The following is a 23,196-nucleotide window of genomic DNA, read 5'->3' as shown; positions in this document are numbered from 1 at the left end:
AATATCTTCCAAAATACCTATTAATCTCTTTACAATCAACGTAATAAATAAAAATCACTTCAACTGCGTTAAAATGCACATTTCAATGGGTAGTACTTGGCAGTTTATGTTTGGTATTTGTCAGAACTTTGCCGCCGAGAATTTAACCCTATACGCAATGAATTTAATCACCATTGAAGAATCTGCTTGGAAAGCCCTTATGGAGCAACTCCAAAGCATTGAAAACCAACTCAAGCAGGAGCCTATTGAGTGGGATAGTTTGTGGCTCAACCAAAAAGAAATCTGTCAATATCTCCACCTAAGTGAGAAAACCCTATGGCGAATGCGCAAACGCAATGAAATCACCTACTCCAAAATCTATGGACAGTATTTCTATACTTTGGGAAGCATTCGCAAACTCCTTATCAGTCAATCGGTAGAAAACACTGAAAGCTACCTGCAATCCCTCACTCAAAAAGCCAAAGGTTATGTTGAAAAAGCAAGATATTTTAAGTAGAACCGAAGGAGGACTACAGGTCTTCCAGCACTATCTACAAGGCAGCTGGCGGGTAGGTAAAAACTTTAAAAACCCTTTCTATGATGATAAAAATGCTTCCTGCAATATCTATAAGGACAGACAGGGGATTTATAAGATGAAAGATTTTGGCAACGATACTTTCAGGGGTGACTGTTTTTTCTTAGTAGGTTACCTCTATCAATTGGACTGCCGAAATGCCTCTGACTTTATCGAAATCCTAAAAATTATCAATCAAGATTTACATCTGGGTTTAGAGGAATCCACCTCTATAATTACACAAAAACCTCAAATACCTCCCACCATCACCTTAGGAAGTACTACCTCAGAAACCAAAAAATCTATCTCTTATCAATTTACCCAAAAACCTTTTACCCAAGAAGAATTAGCCTATTGGCAGAAATACGGCATCACCCAAGAAATCCTAAACAAATACAACGTGATCTCTCTGCAAAGCTATTCAAGCACCAATAAAGACGGCAAACCTTACACTATCACCTCCACCTATAATGAGTGGATGTTTGCTTACCTTTTTAAAAGGCATTTAAAGGTCTATCGTCCCTTTTCTAAACTGCGCTTTCTCTATGGAGGTAACCCCGAAAACTATTGCTTTGGTGAGTCTCAGCTACCTCTACAAGGCGACATTCTCTTTATCACTGCAGGAGAAAAAGATGTAATGAGCTTAGCCAGCAGGGGCTTTTCGGCTATCTGTTTCAATAGCGAAACAGCCCACATTCCTTTACAAAAACTCCAAAAGCTAAAAATGCGATTCCGACATTTAGTCCTTTTGTTCGATAGCGACGAAACAGGTAAAAGAGCCTCTTTAGAGCAACAAGCCCAATTAGCACCTTTAGAAGTATTTCGTTTGGTCTTACCTATTTCAGGTACTAAAAAGGATAAAGATATATCCGATTATTTTGCGCAAGGTAAAACGGGTAGAGACCTATTGCAACTCTTTTATCAGACCCTTAGCAAACACTATGAAGAAAGCCTATCCCTACTTAAAAACTGCGAAATCCAATGGGATAAACCTCCCCAAAAACAAGAGACCATCATTGCCATTGGCAAAACTCCTGTAGGAGTACAGAGTAGTTTATTGGGTATTACAGGAGGCGAAGGTACAGGCAAAAGTCATTATGTAAGTGCCCTCATTGCAGGTTGTCTTAACAGTAAGAACCTTCCTATTGACACATTGGGCACAACGCTACTGCCTTGTCCCAAAGATAAAGTGGTGCTATTTTTCGATACAGAACAGTCTCAAGACCAGCTCTATCAAAACATCAGCAAGCTACTTAGAAGAGCTAAACTAACCTCTCTTCCTGATTTGCTACACGCCTTTTGCCTCACCCAACTCCCTCGCAGAGAGCGATTAAAGGTCATTCGCGAGGGCTTGGAGAGTTTTTACTACCAATGTGCAGGAGTGCATTTGGTGGTCATAGATGGCATAGCTGATCTTATTGGAGCTGTGAATAACGAGCAAGAAAGTGTGGAACTCATAGAAGAGCTTTACCTTTTGGCAGGTAATTACAAAACCTGTATCGTATGCGTGTTACACCTCACCCCCAGCGGACTTAAACTCCGTGGTCATTTAGGATCTGAACTGCAACGCAAAGCAACGGCAGTGCTTTCTATCGAAAGGGAGAAGAACAGTCCTATCTCAGCGGTCAAACCGATGAAAATCCGCAATGGCAGCCTTAGCGACACCCCACAAATACTTTTTAGATGGAACAATGAACTGGGAATGCACAGTTATGTAGGCAATCAGAAAAACGAAGACCAAAAACCCAACAAAGCCAGTACCTTAGCCTCGTTAGTTTCTCCTCTTTTTAAAGAGCGAACCTTGTGGACAGTTCAAGAGCTGAACATAGAAATTCAAAAACGGACTGATGTAAAGGAACGCACCGCAAAAGGTTATATCCGCACCTTAAAGGAAATGGGCATTTTAGTTCCTCAAGAGGGTAATGACCAACTCTTAGGAATGGGCTGTGTGCTAAAAGAACTTTTGGAGGATAACAAGAACTCACAAGGATAAGAAGAACTTTTAGGTGTTCTAAGATTAAGACCTAACAATCGAAGTATTAAACAAATATAAAAAATGGAAATCGACAGAATAGAATTTATAGCGTGGATGGAACGCATTATGGATCGTTTTGATTTGCTTAAAGAGCAAATAGACAAAGCTGAAAAACGCAAAAACAGCTTGGATGGTGAGGAACTCTTGGACAATCAAGACTTGATGCTCACCTTTAAAATCTCTGCACGTTCCCTGCAAAGGTATCGCTCCAATGGTAAACTGCCTTATTATACCATATCAGGCAAAATATACTATAAGCTCTCGGATGTACATCAATTTATCCGAGAACATTTCAGTGTGCCTGTAACAGCTTTAAAAGCCAAAAACGGAAATACTATGCCTAAAAAGGACAACCTCTCTTAAACGTCTTACAAAGGGAGTAATTTTACCCCCAAATTAAAAAGATGTTTAAATAATGGCAGAAAATCAACACGCCGATACGGCAAATTACGACAATCAAATTCCAGTGGATGAACAACTATCAGATATCCTACTGGTATTTGACAAAGAAGAAAAACAGCTTAAGGCTGTAAAAGGAATTGATGAGAAAGGAGAGTTAAAAACGGCTCCTGCTGACAGCAAATCCTTGGATGACTTTATGAAAGTAGACAAGCAAGGTAATATGCTGTCTAATTTCTTTAGCAACTTTATGCGCCAAGCCCAGAACCCTTCTCGTTTTTCTTTCTTTAAAATACCGATAGAAAAATCGGTAAATACGATAGAAAAACTCCAAAACCATTTGGCAAAGCTCACTGAAAAGGGTAAGGAATACCTCAAGAAGTACGAAGTCTCTCCTCAAGAGTATGTTCAAAAAGAGCAAAAAGCAGCTACTCTAAAACAAGAAGGAGAGACTACCGTGGCTCAGACCCCTCAGACCCCTCCTGAAGCTCCTGTTCAAGCGCAAGCACAAGAAGCTCCTGCTCAGGCACAATCTCAAAGTACTCCTGCCCAAGAGGAACTCAAGTACAACCCTGATGCTATTGATTGGGAAACGTTACAAAACTTAGGGGTGAGTCGAGAGTCTTTAGAGAAGAGGAACCTATTAGAGCCCCTCTTAAAAGGTTATAAAACCAATGAACTAGTGCCTATTAGTTTCAATTTAGGCTCTACAGTAACCCGTTTTGATGCTCGTCTGTCCCTAAGGGAAGTTGATGGAAAAGTAGCAGTAGCCATTCACGGGATGCGTAAGGAACCACAATTGGATTATCCTTTCTTTGGTCACGAGTTTTCAGAAGAGGATAAAAAGAACCTGCTTACCACAGGAAATATGGGACGTACAGTTGAGCTTACCAATACCAAGACAGGAGAAAAAATCCCTTCTATTATCAGTATTGATAGGCTCACCAATGAAATCATTGCCTTGCGCAGTGAACACATCAAAGTCCCCGATGAAATCAAAGGAGTCAAACTCTCCCAGGAGCAAAAACAAACGCTCAAAGAAGGCAAGCCTCTGTTTGTCGAGGGAATGACCTCTAAAAAAGGAGAGCCTTTTAACGCAACCGTGCAGTTCAATGCCGACAAGCGTTATGTGGAATTTCTCTTTGAAGACAAAGCTCCTAAACTTACTAATCAAGAGAAACTCACTGAGGCTCCTACAGTCATACGAGGAGTAACTCTTACCGAAGAGCAACACAAGGAACTGAGCAAGGGTAATCCTGTTTATTTAGAAGGTTTACAGAGCAAAGCAGGTAAAACTTATAGCGGTTATTTTACTTTTGACAAGGACAAAGGCAAGGTAGAGATGAGCTTTAACAATCCTCAAAAGGACATTACTGATAAAGTTTCTTCTACCAAACAAAAAGCTGAAACTTCTAAAGCCAAAGAAGAAAAACAACCTCAAAAGCAATCAGAAAAAACAGCTCAAAAAGAAACTGCTAAGAAGTCCAAGGGACTCAAAGTATAACTCTAATTTTTAACCTCAATACACGTAGAAAAATGAAAGTTATATTAGCAGAAAAGCCCAGTGTGGCAAGAGAGATTGCCGCTATAGTGGGGGCAAGTGAAAAACAAGATGGATATTTGTTAGGTAATGATTATGCTGTTACTTGGGCATTGGGACATTTGGTGCAATTAGCCCTTCCAGAGGCGTATGGTTGTGTAGGATTCCACAGAGAACACCTACCTATTCTACCTCGCCCCTTTATCTTGGTACCCAAACAAATTCCTGAGGATAAGAAAGGTTACAGGTCAGACCCTATGGCTTTAAAACAGCTTAAAATCATTGATAGCCTTTTTAAGAAGTGTAGTTCCATTATTGTAGCCACCGATGCAGGTCGTGAAGGAGAACTGATCTTCCGCTATATCTATGAATATTTGCAATGTCAAAAACCTTTTCAAAGGCTTTGGATTAGCTCCTTAACCGAAAAAGGTATAAAAACAGGACTCGCCAATCTGCAAGAAGGAAGTGCTTTTGATTTGCTGTATGCCTCTGCTCAAAAACGTAGTGAGGCTGATTGGCTGGTGGGTATCAATGCTACCCAAGCCCTGAGTATAGCCGTAGGTGAAGGGATTTATTCCTTAGGAAGGGTGCAAACACCTACCTTAGCAATGGTTTGTAAAAGATTTTTAGAGCACACACATTTTCAAAAGAAACCTTTTTATCAATTACGACTCAAGCACCAAAAAAGCTATACTGATTTTTTCAGTATCTCAGCTAAAATTGAGGATAAAAAGGAAGCTGAAGCCTTACAAAAACAATTAGAAAAGTCTCCAATGGCCGAGGTGATTTCCACTGAAAAAGAAGTGGTAAAAGAACAACCTCCTTTGCTCTATGATCTAACAGGTCTTCAGAAAGAAGCTAATAAAAAATGGAACTTTTCAGCCGATGAGACCCTGCAAATCGCTCAAAGTCTCTACGAGCAAAAATACATTACTTACCCACGTACTGGTAGTAAGTACATCTCAGAGGATGTATGGGAAGAAATCCCACAGCTGATACGTTTGTTACAAGAAAGTGAGGCATACGCCAATGAAGCTAAACTTGTAAAAATTGGGGCGCTGAATAAGAAGATGGTTAATGATTTGAAAGTAACAGACCATCACGGACTTCTTATTACCGAGCGCTTTCCTACCAACCTTACGGCAAAAGAAAATACTATTTACAAGATGATTGCCACCCGACTTTTGGAAGCGGTATCTGAACCCTGTGTAAAAGAAGTGCAAAAGACTCTACTGGAGGCTCTGCACACTGACTTCTTGGTAAAAGGTGTTCAAGTGTTACAAGCGGGTTGGCGCGCTATCGGTGGTTTTTACTCTGATGAAACTGCCAAAGACAGTGAAAAAGACAATGAAGGTGATAGCAATCAAGTGCTGCCTGAACTTGTACAAGGAGAAAGTATAAAGATTAAAGCCATTGAAATCCTTTCTAAAACCACCCAACCTCCTGCTTTATATACCGAATCAGGACTGTTGGGGGCTATGGAAACAGCAGGAAAGACCTTAGAAGATAAAGCGCAACGTGAGTTATTACAAGGAGCAGGTATAGGTACTCCAGCCACACGTGCCGCTATTATTGAGACGCTTTTAAAGCGCAATTATATTGAACGCAAACAAAAGTCTCTTATTCCTACCGATAAAGGAATGCAGGTATATGAGTGGGTAAAATCACTTACTATAGCCGATGTTGCCCTTACAGGCGAATGGGAAAGTCAATTGCAAAAGATAGAACAAGGAGAGCTCTCTCCCGATAGTTTTTCTTCGGATATGGAAGCCTATACCCATAGTCTTACTGATACGTTTTTGGCTATGGATATACCCCAAAAAGAAAAACTCAAAATCACCTGTCCTAAATGCAGAAATGCTTCCTTATTACTGTTTGAAAAGGTAGCCAAATGCCCTGATGAGGACTGTGGTTATGTGCTTTTTAGGAATGTATGTGGCAAACCTCTTACTGATGAGCTGCTCAAAACACTCTTTGAAAAAGGAAAAACACCTCTGATAAAAGGAATGAAAAGCAAATCAGGCAGCACTTTCGATGCCTATATACGTCTGAAAGAAAATGGAGAAACTGCCTTTGAGTTTCCTGAGAAAACTTTCAAAAAGCGAAAATACTAACAAAGGTTAGGTAAACTTTCGGTAAAGAAAGTCTGTGAGCTAACACAACTGATTATGTACCATAGCCTAAGTGAAGTTTAGTCCTCCTGTTGATAACTTTTTGTTCCAAAATATTTGCTCTTTGGAAATAATATAGTACTTTTGCAAATGTTTTGCAACGATATATATTTTCAATATGAAGGGACTAACCATACGAAAGTGGATACAATCATTGGAGGAAAAGGGTATTTACAGCTTTTCTATGCAGGAGCTAAAAGAGGTATTTGCTCACCTTAAAAAAAAAACTATTCTCAATACTTTAGGGACACTTAAAAAGCAAGGAAAGCTCCTGCCTCTTTGGAATGGCATCTATAGCATCGTCCGTTTTGTGGACATTGGTAATGCTACTGATAACAAAGCTATCAGAGAAGAGGGAAAGCCTTATTTCTACATTGAAACACTGATGCAACACCTAAAAAGGGAATACTATATAGCCCTGCTCAGTGCAGTAGAAGTATATCTATCTCCCAAAGAGGCTTTACAGGCAAATGAAATTACAGTGATAACTTCCTTACCTCCGCTGAGAGATTCCTTTAGGGGACAAAGTAAGATTCATTACCTTGTCAAAAAGGATATCAAAAACTTAAGAGAAATAGGAGTAAAAAGAAAAACCTTACCTTTTTCTATAGAGGAAAGAACTTTGCGGGTAGCCTCTTTGGAGCTCACTGCGGTTGATTTGCTCCTCTATGAAAAAGAGATAGGAGGCATTCAAAAAGCAGTAGAGGTAATTCAAAGGATTAAAAACCACCTGAGTTGGCAAGAGCTTCCTACAGAGGTAATCCTCTCTACACCTGTCTCTATTTTCCAGCGCTTGGGCTATGTTCTTTCTTTTATCAAGGAGGAAGAACTAGCCGAGAGGCTCAAAGAGAGAGTTCTTAGCACAGGAAAAAAATTTAGAAGAACCCTTTTAAAAACAGATGTTCCTGAAAAGGGAGGAGAGCCTTTTTGCCCTATTTGGAAAATCGTGGTAAATATATCTTTGCAGAACAACACTTTGTAAAAATTAAAATTTGTTGAACCCATTAAAAGTAATTTTAACAATGAAAGAAACACAAACCAAACCCCAGATCTCTGACACTACCTTAGGGTCATTGTCTTATTACGAGTTAAGACTCAAAGAGCTGTTACAAACGAGCTTTCCTAATCTTTTAGCTGATACTGTCTTTATCAAGGACAGAAGTGAGTATGCTGCGCAGGCTTACCAAGAGGCTTTTGAGGCAGGTATCAGTATTCCTGAATGTGATAAAATAGCCTCAGGAGTACTCTTCGATGGGCTCTTCTTCTCTCCCTTTGATATGGTCTTTGAGGTCGTTTCTCAGGAGTTCGACACTCAATTAGCTGATGAGGATTTGCGCCCCTTTGCTCTAAAAATCTTCCCAGAACTGGTTCCTTACTTTAAAAAGTACGAGAATGAAATCGATGAGGATTTTCAGCACTCCGCTGCCTATCAATCCCTCTACACAGAACTTACGGGTGCCATCGAACTATGGATAGAAGAAAATGGCATATCTTAAACGACTGAGCTTTAATCGCAATGCTCGTGCACTGGCATTGGCTTTCGATTTAGAGAAGCAAAAGCGCACGCTTCTAAGCCAAGAAGAGCGAGAACTCTTGCAACACTATTCAGGCTTCGGGGGATTGAAGTTTATCCTCAATCCCCACCAGTCTGAAGCTGATTTAAAGTACTGGGCAAAAGCTGACCAAGTCTTCTGGCAAGATGTAAGGAGTCTGTATGCCCTTATTAGAGAACATTCCGCTGATGAAAGGCAATACCAAAACTATGTACAAAGCCTTAGAAATTCTGTGCTAACGGCTTTTTATACCCCAATGCGTCTTACCTCGGCTATCGCTTCAGCAATAAAGGAAACAGGCGTACCTCTGCAAACAATGTTAGAACCTTCGGCAGGAGGAGGCAATTTTATCCGTGCTTTTAAAGAAGAGCACCCCTCTCTTGCGGTTACTGCCTTTGAAAAGGACTTACTCACAGGCAAGGTGCTCTCTCATCTTTACCCCGAGGAGCAAGTACATATCGATGGCTTCGAACAAATCAGTCCACTGAAAAGAAATCAGTTTGATTTGGTAACCAGCAACATCCCTTTTTCCGATACCGCTGTCTTTGATTTGAGTTACTCTCGCAGCAATGACCCTGCTAAGGTACAAGCCTCCCGTAGGGTACACAACTACTTTTTCTTAAAGGGCTTGGATATGGTAAAGGAAGGGGGACTCCTTGCCTATATCACCTCTCAAGGGGTAGCCGATAGCCCTCAAAATGAGATTATTCGCCAAGCGATGCTCTCCAGTGCGCGCCTTGTCTCTGCCGTGCGCCTGCCTAACAACCTCTTTACCGATTATGCAGGTACCGAAGCAGGAAGCGATCTTATTATCCTTCAAAAAGACAGTCAAAGAGGCGCTTTAAACCCTATAGAAGAGCAGTTTTGCAATACAGCAAGGCTACCACAAGGGATGCTACAAAACGAGTATCTTTCACAAAGAGAAAACGTTATTTGTACGGATGCTCTTGCAGGCACCAACCTATACGGACAGCCTGCGATGGTCTATACCCATAGTGAAGGAGTAGAAGGTATTGCCAAGGAGGTAAAAGAAAGAATCCTAAGCGATTTTAAAGCGCATTATCTATCGCCTGAAACAGCACAACAAAGCCAAACAACACAAATTAAGCTACAAGAGGTTAATTCACAAAAAAATGAGGTAAAGGAAATTGAGGTAAAAAAGGTTGAACGGCAAGAATTTATTGAAATTGAAAGCAAAATCAACGAGCCTTCCTTTGCTATTTCCAATACTAATCTCACCTCTAAAGAGTCAAAAGAAATTAAGAATCAAAAAGTTGAACCCAAAGTCGTTCAGCTAAGTCTCTTTGATTTTCTATCAGAGCAGGAAGCCACCGCTACTTTAGCGAGCCCTCCCAACATTTCAGCTAAAACAGTCCCTACTATACCCACAGGAGCTAAAAAGAAAACAAAGAAGAAAACAACTACCTCTCAATTAGGGAATGCTCAAAAGTTGGACTTGTTTTCTTTTACTTATCCTGTCAATCAAGGGAATGAAATAGAGGTGCTTTCAAAAGCTTCTCCTGCTTTGAATTACACGCCTCCTGCGGTATCATTACTAAAAGAACCTGTACCTTTTGAGGGAGAATATTTACCTCATTTCAGAGAAGATACTTTGGTAGTACAGGCCGATACGGTGGGCTTTTTGCAAGATCTCAATAAGAACAAAACAGCTGCTACCTTTGTGCCTCTTGCGCTTTCTTCTTTGGAAAGACAAAAAGCCATTGCCTATATCGCTCTGCGTGATGCTTATTCTGACTTGTACCATAAAGAGGCTACCACCTATACCCCTTATCCTACGGAAAGAGAAAATTTTAACGCCCTTTACGATACTTTTGTCAAGAACTATGGTCGGCTAAATAGTGCTGATAATATCAAGCTAATAAAAACCGATGCCTCAGGCGCTGAAATCCCTTACTTAGAGCGTATCAAAAACGGTGTTTATCAAAAAGCAGATATCTTTCACAAGCCTGTGGTATTCTCTCTGAGGAAGAATGAAAACATTTCTGCTGAAGAGGCGCTACTCACTTCTCTAAGTGAATTGGGGCGGGTGGATATTTTCTACATAGCTGAGCTTTCTAACACCAATGAGGAAGAAGTCAAAGCACAGTTACAGGGCAAACTCTTTTACAATCCTATAGAAGACGAATACCAAATTACTCAAAAGTGGCAAGCAGGGGATGTCTTTACTAAAATCAAAGCCGTAGAAGCATATAAAAATACTCACTCTGAACATCCTAAGCAATCAGAAATTGAGCACGCTTTAGAGGGACTCAGGCAGGTAATTCCTACCCCTATTCCTTTTGAAGAGTTGGATTTTAACTTGGGAGAGCGTTGGATCTCCCCACAAATCTATAGTGATTTTGCCTCTTCGCTTTTCGATACCAAGGTAGGTGTGCAATACAGCGCTCAAACCGATGAGTTTTCAGTAGAATGCCGACAAAAAAACTTACATATCTGGGAGAAATACGCTGTAAAAAGTGAGAGCAGAACCTATGATGGTATTGCCCTCTTCAAACACGCCTTAGTAAATACTATCCCTGATATTACCAAGAAAATCAAGATAGATGACAAGGAAGTCAAGGTGCGCGATATGGAGGCAATCCAACTGGCAAACAGCAAGATTGATGAAATCCGCAATGCTTTCCCTCTGTGGCTCTTAGAGCAGAGTCAGGAGTTTAAAGACCGCTTAGCTCAGCAGTACAATCAGTCTTTTAACTGTTTTGTACGTCCGCAGTACGATGGTTCTTTTCAGTCCTTCCCTGGACTTGATAGAGACAGTTTAGGCATAGAGGATTTGTATGATAGTCAGAAAGATGCTATTTGGATGATAAAGCTCAACAATGGGGCGATTTGTGATCACGAGGTAGGAGCTGGTAAAACCCTTATTATGTGCTGTGCTGCTCAAGAGATGAAGCGTTTAGGATTGGCGCACAAACCGATGATTATAGGGCTTAAAGCCAATGTACACGAAATTGCCGAGACCTATCGCCGTGCCTATCCTTTTGCTAAAATCCTTTACCCTGGCAAGGAGGATTTTACCCCTCAAAAGCGTTTGCGTATCTTTGGAGACATCAAAAACAATGATTGGGATTGCGTGATTCTCACCCACGACCAGTTTAAGATGATACCACAATCCCCCGAAGTGCAACAGAGTATTTTGCAAGAAGAACTCCAAGATGTTGAAGAGAGTCTTTGGCAGTTAGAAAAACAAGGCAGTGAAGTCTCTCGTGCGATGATTAAAGGAATGTATAAACGTAAAGAAAACCTAGAAGTAAAGCTCAAAACCTTAGAACACGACATCAATGAGCGCACCGATGATACAGTGGATTTTAAGATGATGGGCATTGACCATCTGCTAGTAGATGAAAGCCATAAGTTCAAAAACTTAATGTTCAATACAAGGCACGATAGAGTGGCAGGCTTGGGCAATTCCCAAGGCAGTCAAAAAGCACTGAATTTGCTTTTTGCCTTGCGAACTATTCAAGAGCGTACTGGTAAGGATATGGGGGCTACTTTTTTATCGGGGACTACTATTTCCAATTCACTTACTGAGCTGTATTTGCTCTTTAAGTACCTGCGTCCTCAAGCCTTAGAAAAGCAACAAATTCACTGTTTCGATGCTTGGGCAGCGATCTATGCCCGCAAGACCACCGATTACGAATTTTCAGTGGCTAACAACATTGTGCAGAAAGAACGCTTCCGCTACTTTATCAAAGTACCCGAATTAGCGCAGTTTTACGCTGAAATAACCGATTATAGAACCGCAAAGGATGTTGGAATAGACAGACCCGAAAAGAACGAAATTTTACACAATATACCCCCTACACCCGATCAAGAGGTATTCATTCAAAAACTAATGGAGTTTGCCAAAACGGGTAATGCAACCCTCTTGGGGCGTGCGCCACTATCCGAGTCCGAGGAAAAAGCCAAAATGCTTATCGCAACTGATTATGCCCGTAAAATGTCCTTAGATATGCGAATGATCTCTGATAAGTATGAAGATCATCCTGATAACAAAGCCTCTCATTGTGCGATGAAAATCAATGAATATTATCAAAAATACAAAGCACAGAAAGGCACTCAGTTTGTCTTTTCTGATTTGGGTACTTACAAGCCCAACGAGTGGAATCCTTACACTGAAATCAAACGGAAATTGGTAGAAGACTATGGCATCCCTGCCCACGAAATCCGTTTTATCCAAGAGGCTAAAAACGACAAAATGCGCAAGCAACTCATCAGTGACACCAACGAGGGCAAGATACGAGTGCTCTTTGGATCTACCGATATGCTTGGTACAGGGGTCAATGCACAGAAAAAAGCCGTTGCTGTACATCACTTAGATACCCCTTGGCGACCCAGTGACTTGCAACAAAGGGACGGACGTGCCATTCGCAAAGGCAATGAAGTGGCCAAATATTTTGCTGATAATAAGGTGGATGTGATTATCTATGCCGTCGAAAAGTCTTTGGACTCATACAAGTTTAATCTACTCTTTAACAAACAGCTCTTTATCGACCAACTTAAGAACAATAAGTTAGGTAAACGAACCATTGATGAGGGAGCTATGGACGAAAAGTCGGGAATGAACTATTCTGAATATGTAGCTATCCTCTCAGGGAATACCGATTTGCTCGAAAAAGCGAAGTTGGAAAAGAAGATTGGAGCTTTAGAGAGTGAAAAACAAACGTTCTTACGCTCTAAATACACCTCTAAAAACCGTTTAGATAACCTCTGTAGTGATTTGAAAGCGCTACAAGATCGCTTGTATCGTTTTCAGACGGATTGGCAAAACTTCTCAGATAAAGCGGTACGCCGAGAAGATGGCTCGGTAGTCAATGTTTTGCGTTTGGAGGGTTTAGGCGAAAAGAGCAGTGTAAAGCAGTTAGCCCAAAAGTTACAGGACTATGCCCAAAACGCTCGTACTAAAGGCGAATATCAAGAAATAGGAAGTATCTATGGTTTTCAGATATTAGTAAAGACTGAAGTCTCCAAAAAAGACGAACTTGACCTAAAAGAAAACCGCTTTTTTGTACAAGGGGAAGGTGGTATCAAGTATACCTACAACAACGGACGATTGGCAAGTGACCCTAACTTGGCTGTGATGAATTTTGTCAATGCCATTGAGAAAATCCCTGCAATGATGGAAAAGGAAGAAAAAGAGATTGCTCTTGTCCAAAAGGACATTCCTCTTCTAAAGGAAATCATCGAGAAAGTATGGGGTAAAGAAACACAGCTCTCCGAACTTAAAACTGAGCTCTCAGCCCTCGATAGGAAAATACAACTTTCACTCTCCTCCAATACTCCACAAGAGGCTCAAGAAGGAGCCGAAAAACAAGAGGTACAAGAGGCAGAAGAACTCAATAAAGAGCTATCACAAGAGAGTCAAAAAAGCGAAACTCAAGAAACTCCAACTCCTACGAAAGAGTTTGTAAGAGAGACTCTTAACAGAAACTCACGAGGGTTTAAAATGTAGTATTTATTCCTTAAAGAACCTGTATATCTCCATTTTGAAAATCAGCAGAACTGATGTTTTGCTGGTTTTCTTTGTTTTTATATACTGCTGATAAATAAGTGTTTATAATTTTCATATGAGCTAAAAACGAAAATATATTTGAATTTCGTTGGTTGTTTCGTCAAAAAATACTAATTTGCGCCTCTAATTTACTATTGTTTGTTTAACAAGAAGATATATGAATTATAATTCTACTGGTTTTTTTCCTAAATTTGACCCTAAAATCTATTGGAGTTTTGGAGTACTCCTTTGTCTTGGTATTTTCTTATTCATTTTCCAATGCTCTCGTCATGTAGATTGCGAGGAGGCTAATTTCTATGTCTTTGCCGATAACTATGCTGTGAAGGAAGTCATTGAGTTTGGTGATAAAACCAAAAATGCTAAATCGTGGAAATGGGATTTTGGCGATGGTTCTCCTGCCGATTTTAGACAACGTACTTTCCACACCTATGAAAAGACTGGAGAATATGTGGTAACTCTTACTATCAATGGATCTTGTACTTCTCAAAAGGTGCTTACCATTACCTCTCTCAATCAACAAGTAGGCTACCTGCCTACCATCAAAGCTCCTGATGTGGTCTTCTTAGGTGAAACCACTAAATTCATAGGACAAAAACAAGGAGGCATCTCATTTGAGTGGAGTTTTGGAGAAACTTCCTCTACTGATGCTGTGGGTGATTCTGTAACCTATAAGTTCAAACGTGTAGGACAAAAGAAGATAACCCTTATCGTCAATGGTGATTTAGACCACATTGCTACCAAAACTATCTATGTAGCCCCCAAACACGTAGTGGCTAAAGAACCTATAGATATGGAGAGTTATGTATATGAACAACCGCATAGTAATTTTTCGTTGCCTATGGGCAAAGCTCAGAAAGACCCCTTGGTAGATATGCTTACCAATATTCCCGTAGCTCCTAAAACTCCTAAAAAAGAAGACACACCTCCTTCTACAAAAAAAGTCCCTGATATTTCTAATGAGCAATTTATCCTGCTTCTCAATGGAGTAGCCTCTCAAGCTAAGACAAAAGATGATTTCAAAGACTATCTTTGTGAGAACTACCAAGTCCCTGTAGTTATCAATGACGATAAAATCATGCCTTTTACACAGTTTTGTAAAGAGATTTCTGGAAAGAAAATAAAAATAGAAACACTACGCCTGCAAAAGGACAGCGATAACGCTTGTGTCCAAAATATCTATGTTTATTATAAAGTAAAAGGAAAAATATTCTGGAAGAAAGGATAATAACAATTTAAAAATATAACAATTATGAGTACGCTTGACTTATTCGCTTCAAAAATTAGAAGTACTTTATACAAATATAACAATGGAATTTCTCAACTCCCATTAGAGCAATTACTCAAAGAATGCCAAAATGAATTAGACGATTTAGGTAGACAGTTTTCTCATTCATCTACTGATGATGGAAAAGACAAGATTAGAGAGATTAAAAAAGCAGTAGAGGATAAAATTAAGGAATTAAGAGAAAAAAAGAAGAGTTATGAAAATTTTTATGATTTAGTCGCAAGAATTAAAGAATTAGAAGACTGTATTATAGAACTAAATACCATATTAAATAGTGATATAGACATTCATTTTGATGAAGTAATCTATCCTAAATTTGAATATAATGGTAAGGTAGCACGAGTAGAATATGATGGTTCTATTGGTAGTTTATTGCATGAATTAAAACATGCTTTTCAATTTTTGAATGGAAAGATTGATTTTATTGTTCAAAGAGGGGTTGTTATACCTGGAATAACCTATGATGTTACAGATGAAATAGAAGCTTATGTAAGACAATATGCCTACGATGGGATATTGAGGTATAGAGAAGAAATAGACATAGAAAATAGCAAGACTTCATTTGGTGAAGAGGCTAAAAATAATTTTAAAAAAATATTAGATGCCTTAGATAAAAACAATAAACATCTTGATATTAAAGAAATTAAAAGTATGAATAGGATAAATATAGATGTCATAGTTAAAATTGCTGATAGCCCTTTTAAAAATGGGCTTTATAAACAAATTCCGCGTACTCCATTAGATAAAAATTCTACGATGAAAGAATTGAAAACACTTAATATAAATCGTGAGGATTATGAAAAACTTGATCGATTAATCTTTAAGAATAAAAAAGCAGAAGACACTAAAGCATATGCTAAATTTGTAAAAATCTTTGTCAGAAAAAAAACATACATCTATGTTAAGTAAATATATATTTATATTCTTTATTTCTTTTTATAGTTTTTCTCAGAATCTAAATCAGGTTTATATGAGTTATCAACTAAAGGAGAGATATCACACTTTAACAATACAGAAAGATAGTATTGTCTTATATATAGGGGATAAACAAAAAGGATTAGGAACTTTAGGAGGTGCAAAATACATCTATTATTATCAAGAAAGGAAAGATACTTTATATTTCAAAGAAGGAAAACTATTAGAAATGTATACTGAAGAAAGTTATCTTACTAAAGATGTATATCAATTAGTAAGGGATTTTAATAATGCAAGATTAAAAAAGGTATCTAATAATGAATTACTATTGTTAGGAAAGAATAGGCCTTATTACAAAAAAGAATATCTTGAACATATTTTAGGAGATAATTATCGATTCAGATGTAAAAAACTATATATCAATGGAGAATTGATAAAGGATAAAAATTTGGACAGTATAATAAGAAATATTAACCAGGAAAATAAGGTTAAAAAAATATTCACAAAAGAAATAAAAGGAAAAAAAGCGTACGATAAATATGGTGTAGAAGGACTATTTGGAGTTCTTGAAATTCATTGTATAACAAAAAAATAAATACAAAACGATGGAAGAAAAGAAATTGAGCTATGCCCCAGAGGTTACTAAAGCATTGGAGATAGCACAGAAAATAGCTCGTGAAAATATGAACGCTCGTTACTCTGGCGGACACTTATTAAAAGCCGTTCTCAACAGAGATTTACCACTTTTAAAGCTCTTGGAATCTAAAGGAGTCGATGTGTTCTATTTAGAAGAATGGGCTGAAGTGCGCATTGAGGAAGCTCTAAAAGCTACCAATACTTATTCCTGCGACCCCGATGAAGTGATAGACACTATCTTCACTGAAGCAGAAGCTATTCGGGAAATTTTAGATGAGGAGGAAATCTCCTTATGGGATGTATTTGTAGCATTGAGTACTCAGGGAGTAGCTTTTAATTTCGACCAAATGAAAACCTATCCTGTAACACGTGCTGAACTTTTAGAAACTACCCCTCTTCCTGCTACCTCTGCCGAAAAACCTTTCTCTTCTGCTCCTCTTTCTTCCACAGCTAAAGGTTTTTTGCAAAAATACTGTGTCAATAAAAAAGATGTCCTCAAAGCTAAAGCCTCAAAAGAAATACCTGTTGGCAGAGTTGCCGAAACTCAAAAAATTACCGAAATACTGTGCAGATTTAGCAAACAAAATGTGCTTATCATAGGTGATTCAGGTATAGGAAAAACTACCCTTATCAATAGTTTTGTACAGAAGGTTATATCTAACCAAGTCCCGGATGTGTTGTCTAACTTAGCTGTATTTGAATTGGATATGGGAGCCCTCATAGCAGGAGCCTCCTATAAAGGTGAAATAGAAGACCGTATCAAGAACATAGCCCAAGAACTCAAGCAATATCCTAAATCAGTACTTATCATCGAGGAATTACACGCACTTTTAGGTAACTCTTTTGATTCCTCTATGGCAAATCTACTTAAAAGTGAACTTACTAAAGGACTCACTGTTATAGGCACTTCTACTATCGATGAATTTACCAAGAAAATAGAAAAATCAGGTTTAGAACCTTTGTTTGAAAAGGTAGAATTGCAAGAAAGTGATGATGAAACCCATTTTAGAATGTTGCGTCAAACCCTTTCAGCTTATGAGACCCACCATCATATAGCCATAACCGATGAGGCAATTTGGGAAGCCATACGCCTTTCTAAAAGGTATTTAAAAGAGAAAAGTCTGCCTGCCTCAGCGATAGACCTCATAGACCATACAATGTCTGTTGTGAAAACAGCAGGAGCATCTTTCTTAAAAGAAAAAAATGCCTTGCTTACACAAATAATTCACTTGGAGGACAATACACAAGGTTTTACAGAAGAGCAACGCAAAAAGAACGCTGCTTGGTTATTGAATGATATCAAACAGCGTATTCCCTTTTTGTTAGATGCCTCTACCCTTTTAGAAGAGGAACAAACTACTACTTTTGAAACTGCTGATAGCCTATTGAGCTATGGACGCAAACTCATTACCGAAGCTGAAAAAGTAGCTCAAGAAAAACGTTCTCACATCACCGAATGGGACTTAGCCGTACTCATCTCTCAAAAAACGAATATTCCTATAGGCAAACTCAAAGAAGAAGAAAAACAGCGTTTGAGTGATATGGATGCTATTCTTTCCGAGCGGGTAGTAGGGCAAGACCACGCTATTGCTATTATCAGTGAGGCTGTACTCGAAAATCGCTCTGGATTGAGCAAAGCAGGACAACCAATAGGTTCTTTCTTCTTTTTAGGTCCCACAGGAACAGGGAAAACAGAATTGGCTAAATCTTTAGCCGAATTCCTTTTCCAAGATGAGAACGCCATTATCCGTTTTGATATGTCTGAGTTCAAAGAAGAACACTCAGCAGCCTTACTCTATGGCGCTCCACCAGGGTATGTAGGCTATGAGGAAGGTGGTTTATTAGTGAATAAAATCCGACAAAAACCTTACTCTATCGTACTTTTTGATGAGATAGAAAAAGCCCACGCCTCTGTATTTGATGTATTCCTACAAATAATGGACGAAGGGAAGTTGCACGACCGCTTAGGTAAAGAAGGTGATTTTTCTAATGCCATTATCCTCTTTACTTCCAATATAGGCTCTGACTTTATTGTCAAATCCTTTACTGAGGGGAATATTCCTTCCTCATCTACTCTTTTGGAGATAATGAGTCGTTATTTCCGACCAGAATTTTTGGGACGTCTTACCGAGATAGTACCTTTTGCACCTATTAGCAAAGAAAATGCGCTAAAAATCTTTGAAATACATTTGAAAAAAGAGCTTTTAAACCTAACAGAGGGGATAAACATCTCACTCAATATTGCTCAAGAAGTAAAAGAACATTTAGCAGAACAAGGCTATGATGCCACCTATGGAGCTCGTCCTTTAAAAGGTATCATTCGTGCCAAATTACGCCGCCCTTTGGCTAAGAAACTTGTAGCAGGTGAATTTAAAGAAGGAGATACTATAGAGGTACTCTGGGAAAATAATGAAGTCGCTTGGAAAAAATCGAATATAACCGAATAAATAGAATGAAACACTTAAAAATACTTTTCGTTACTTTTAGTACAATTACATTGTTATCTTGCTCATCAAGCCGTTATCTTGCTGAGCTTCCTTATCATTACCCTACCGATGCTTTCTACAAAGCAGTATTAGCCCAAAAGAAACAAATCAATGAGCAATATACCTTGGTAGATGATAAGGGAGAAAACTTATCCGATAAGGAATTAGCCTTAAGAGAGAAATACTCCATTATTTTGGCTGTACCCCCTAAAAAAATTACTAATTATAAGCTCTATGCTTTTATAGATGAATGGATAGGAACGCCTTATAAGGAAAAGACCTTAGAAAAACAAGAAGGAGCAGATGCTTCTTACTTTATACAGGCATTGTTTAGTGAAGTGTATGAAACTACTTTTCCCAAAACTCCCGATGGTATCTTCCGCTCTAAGGATTTACAACTTTTCACAGGGCGTACTTACTTAAAAGAAGGGGATATTTTGTTTTTTAGGTATGATAAGTTCAAACCTATTTCCGATGTAGGATTGTATTTAGGAAATGGTAGGATATTGGCTTGTACCACACAAGGGCTAAACATCTATGATTTCAATGATGAGTACTTCCAAAAACGCTATACAAGTGCTGGAAGACTTAAAGAGAAAAAGTAGATTTTTTATTCAAACCCTTGTCCATTCAAAAAATCTTTCGTACATTTGTCCTCAACAAACACAATAAACTAACTACCAATGGAAAACAACACTCACAACACCTCATCAGTCCCAGGTCGTGTGAACGACCCTCAAACTCTTGCCCGCTTTGCTTCCATAAAAAGTTATGACGACTATGTAAAGGACAAAAACAACCCCGTGGTAATGGTTACCCTCACCCTCGGCGACCAACCCTTTCTAAACAAAAACCACTTCGAAACCTTCCTTACCCAGCACACCAATGCCCACGACGAATTTACCATCGTAGTAAGTGATACCGCTATCGATGATTTTTACGGGCAAGTGATGAAAAACTCCAAAAACCTTCTGGGAGAAAAAATTACAATTCATTTTCACCAAAAAGGTAACATTATACAATCCTTCAAAGGAATTATAGCTAATATCTGCAATAAGAAAAACGAAGGAGGTGGCTACGGTAATTTATATATTTCAGGCTTTGCTCCCAGTATATTGTTAGACAGCGGAAAAGAATGCCAGTCGTATGAAAATAAAACCCTCAAAGAAATAGTAGCACAAGCTACTGAAGAATATAAAGAAGTAACTATCAACACCGATGGCTTACTCAACACTAAGTACCAAATCCCCTATGTAGTACAATACAAAGAATCCGATTATCAGTTTATCCAACGCCTTGCCCGTCGTTACGGTGAGTTTTTCTATTACAATGGCACCCAGTTGATGTTCAACAACGAAACTCAAAAAACAGTAACCCTTTTAGAGGGAGGAGACCTGATAAATGTAGAGTTTGAACTAATGATCAAACCACAAAATTTCTCTTATATCTCTTACGATGTAGAAACAGGCAATACCGAACAGAAAACAACCCAAGAAGTCCATTTGCAGGACAAAATAAACCCTTTCCAGTATGCCGCAATCAAAGCCTCTGAAAAGGTATTTACCAAGAAACCAACAATTCCTTATAATGCAATCTCCGAACAATTTAGAGGTGATTATTTAAAAGATGTAGTTCGTCGTGAGAAAGAAAGCCGTGAGCAACTGATGCAAGTGCGAGGCAAAAGTAGAAATCCACATCTGCGCATAGGAGGCTTTATAAAGTTAAAGGATATCAACGATAAGCCGATGGAAAGCTATCGCATTATCGACATCAAGCACCACCAGTCGGGGTATGATTATGAAAACGAGTTTATCGCCATCCCCGATGTGTATATCGCTTACTATTACGATGAACAAGCCCTCCCACGAGCCGAACAGCAAGTAGCCCGAGTTACCGATAACAACGACCCTAAAGGCTTAGGGCGCGTGCGTGTACAGTTTATCTGGCAAGAAAAACATCAAACCAAAACCCCTTGGATACGCGTGGTACAACCCCACGCAGGAGGTGGCAAAGGCTTTTACTTCATCCCCGAAATAGGCGAAGAAGTATGGGTAGACTTTGAAGACCAAAATGCCGAACGCCCGGTTGTAGTAGGCAGCAACTATAACGGTAAGGAATACAGCCCTTTCCACAATACAAACAACGATATCAAAGCCATACAAACCCGTAGCGGACACAAACTCGTCTTCACCGAAGACGAAAGCATTTTGCTATCCGACAAAAATGGCAATACCTTAAGATTTGATACCCAAGGCAAGAACATAGAGATTTCTGCCCCTGAGAGTATCTCATTGTGTGCAGGTAAAGACCTCAATCTTAGTGCCGGCAACAATTTAGTGATGGACGTAGCCAACACAGCTTTCTTCAATGTATTACAACAAATGCTGGTAACTACTCCATTTATGAAACAACTCATCGCCGACTATTTCCACACCCAAGCTGGCAAAGCCCTAATAAACTCCGACCAAGAGATAAAGATAGAAGCCCGAGAAACCAATGTAGCAGGAACTGAAAAACTATTAGTCCACTCCGATAGAAACGCAACGCTAAACAGCAAGGGGGTGCTATCAGTCAAAGGAGAACAAGGAAATAAGTATACAAATAAAGCAGAAGAATTTCCTAAAGAAGAAATCATTTTAGATGCAGAAGCATTATTAGTGTTTAGACCTACAAACTTGTGGCCTTATCACCCTACTTTTGGTTTTGATTGGTACAGAGAAGGTTTTGGCGCAGATGGAATTGCGAAAACTGATATAGCTACAGATGTAGATATTTGTGAAATAGCTGGATATTATCCTGATAATAATTCTAAAAATTCTTTTCAATTAGACCCAAATATAGCTAAGGATTTAAAGTCAGAGTATTTAAGAATGAATTCAAAACAGATAATAGCTCCTTATGAGTATTTAATACCAAAACTTACTCTTTATAAACACGAAAATGAAAATATAGAATCATCAGCTATCCTTGATATTAAGTATGAAATATATGGGGATAAAGATTTGCTTAAAGAGTTTTTTTTAGAATATGAAGAAGACTTCTTTAAAATAGCAGCAGTAGATATATCTACTTTTGAGGAAATAGAAAACGGAAAAGTTAAAAATTATGAGCCACCTAAAAACTATACCACTTTTAAGATAGACACTTTTGCTAGGAATATGAATATTAAGATAGAATGTTTAAAACCTTTTGGAGATTTGAGAGGTAAGTTTATAAAGGCTTATACCTTAACAGCTGATACAGAAGGAAAAGAACCTATCAAAAAATGTGCAGGTGTATTACAAGTGATGCCTAATAGCAAAAACAATCGCAAAGTAGTAAAGCTACTTTTAGTGAATGTAATGACTAATGTAAATAACAGTAGAACAACACAATATGGTTATGACACTGCCAGATTACATAAAGAAAAAGAAAATGTGCGAATGTTCTTACGTCAAGCATTGATTGATCCTATTTTTAAAGATGAAAAACTAAACCTTAGTGGTAAAGGGGGAAAAACAAATATTAAAGCAAGAGATGAGTTTAACCACTTGTATGTACTTGCTAATGATTTGTTATTTGCTTATGACTTTAGCGGTAGGACAAGAAAAGAAAATATAGTTGTTTACTTATATAAAAAGTTACAAGAGTTAAACCCTCAGGCGTTAGAAGAGGGATACTTACCTGTGTTTTTTGTGCCGATGGAAAACTTAAAAAGTATAAATAGCGATGGTGTTGAAGAAAGTCTTGCTGGTTATTGTATGGTGGATAAACAACTCATTATTATCAGTAAGGGAGCTGTTTTAGGTGACTTTGCTCACGAAGTATTTCATAGTTTAAAGTTGCCACATACATGGGAACATAAAAACCACATAAAAGCAGGTGAAATAAGATTGACAGTACCTAATGGTAAATATTCATTTGAATTTATGAAAACCTGTAACATTATGGATTATAGTCATCTTAAATACCATATTTATCATTGGCAGGCAAAAATAGCGAATGGAAATGCGCTTGTTGAGCCTGATAATTACAAACCTGAACAGTTATGAAATATACAATAATAATTATTAGTTTATTGGTGAGTGCCAATAGCTACACACAAACAAAG

The 23,196-nt window shown here is 38.5% G+C and carries 14 protein-coding genes; all 14 read left to right on the top strand.

What is annotated here, in order from left to right; genetic code table 11:
• The first annotated feature begins 85 nt into the window (after positions 1–85).
• Entirely contained in the window at positions 86–496 is a 411-nt protein-coding gene (locus tag CBG49_RS10800) for a helix-turn-helix domain-containing protein (protein WP_088594471.1), read from the top strand.
• Positions 468–2,546, top strand: coding sequence for a bifunctional DNA primase/helicase (locus tag CBG49_RS10795; RefSeq protein ID WP_088594470.1), 2,079 nt, complete (start codon positions 468–470; stop codon positions 2,544–2,546). Before CBG49_RS10800 ends, CBG49_RS10795 begins: the two co-directional genes overlap by 29 nt.
• A 63-nt stretch (positions 2,547–2,609) precedes the next feature.
• A complete protein-coding gene (locus CBG49_RS10790; RefSeq protein WP_016479366.1) occupies positions 2,610–2,951 on the top strand; it encodes a helix-turn-helix domain-containing protein in 342 nt (113 codons plus the stop codon).
• Between the two features lie 52 nt (positions 2,952–3,003).
• Positions 3,004–4,491 (top strand): DUF3945 domain-containing protein, encoded by a 1,488-nt coding sequence (locus tag CBG49_RS10785; protein WP_088594469.1) that lies wholly within the window; start codon positions 3,004–3,006, stop codon positions 4,489–4,491.
• A gap of 32 nt (positions 4,492–4,523) precedes the next feature.
• Positions 4,524–6,641 carry a type IA DNA topoisomerase gene (locus CBG49_RS10780; protein ID WP_088594468.1) on the top strand — a complete coding sequence of 706 codons (2,118 nt, stop codon included), beginning with the start codon at positions 4,524–4,526 and terminating at the stop codon, positions 6,639–6,641.
• Between the two features lie 175 nt (positions 6,642–6,816).
• Positions 6,817–7,680 (top strand): type IV toxin-antitoxin system AbiEi family antitoxin domain-containing protein, encoded by an 864-nt coding sequence (locus CBG49_RS10775; protein ID WP_088594467.1) that lies wholly within the window; start codon positions 6,817–6,819, stop codon positions 7,678–7,680.
• A gap of 40 nt (positions 7,681–7,720) precedes the next feature.
• A complete protein-coding gene (locus CBG49_RS10770; RefSeq protein WP_009389017.1) occupies positions 7,721–8,194 on the top strand; it encodes a DUF1896 family protein in 474 nt (157 codons plus the stop codon).
• Positions 8,181–13,724, top strand: a complete 5,544-nt coding sequence (locus tag CBG49_RS10765) for a helicase-related protein (RefSeq protein ID WP_088594466.1) — start codon at positions 8,181–8,183, stop codon at positions 13,722–13,724. The genes CBG49_RS10770 and CBG49_RS10765 overlap by 14 nt, the downstream gene beginning before the upstream one ends.
• Positions 13,725–13,941: 217 nt before the next feature.
• A complete protein-coding gene (locus tag CBG49_RS10760; protein ID WP_088594465.1) occupies positions 13,942–15,009 on the top strand; it encodes a PKD domain-containing protein in 1,068 nt (355 codons plus the stop codon).
• 24 nt (positions 15,010–15,033) lie between these two features.
• A complete protein-coding gene (locus CBG49_RS10755; RefSeq protein ID WP_088594464.1) occupies positions 15,034–15,978 on the top strand; it encodes a hypothetical protein in 945 nt (314 codons plus the stop codon).
• Between the two features lie 61 nt (positions 15,979–16,039).
• Positions 16,040–16,579, top strand: a complete 540-nt coding sequence (locus CBG49_RS10750) for a hypothetical protein (RefSeq protein ID WP_157668394.1) — start codon at positions 16,040–16,042, stop codon at positions 16,577–16,579.
• Between the two features lie 10 nt (positions 16,580–16,589).
• Positions 16,590–19,067, top strand: a complete 2,478-nt coding sequence (locus CBG49_RS10745; RefSeq protein WP_088594462.1) for an AAA family ATPase — start codon at positions 16,590–16,592, stop codon at positions 19,065–19,067.
• A 5-nt stretch (positions 19,068–19,072) separates the two neighbouring features.
• Positions 19,073–19,711 (top strand): C40 family peptidase, encoded by a 639-nt coding sequence (locus CBG49_RS10740; protein ID WP_088594461.1) that lies wholly within the window; start codon positions 19,073–19,075, stop codon positions 19,709–19,711.
• Between the two features lie 78 nt (positions 19,712–19,789).
• Positions 19,790–23,137 (top strand): type VI secretion system Vgr family protein, encoded by a 3,348-nt coding sequence (locus CBG49_RS10735; protein WP_088594460.1) that lies wholly within the window; start codon positions 19,790–19,792, stop codon positions 23,135–23,137.
• The last annotated feature ends 59 nt before the right edge of the window (positions 23,138–23,196 follow it).

Origin of the sequence: Capnocytophaga endodontalis (genome assembly GCF_002209445.1) — a bacterium.
GTDB lineage: Bacteria > Bacteroidota > Bacteroidia > Flavobacteriales > Flavobacteriaceae > Capnocytophaga > Capnocytophaga periodontitidis.
The sequence above is the reverse complement of the archived record's forward strand: the minus strand, read 5'-3'. Positions and strand labels throughout refer to the sequence as shown.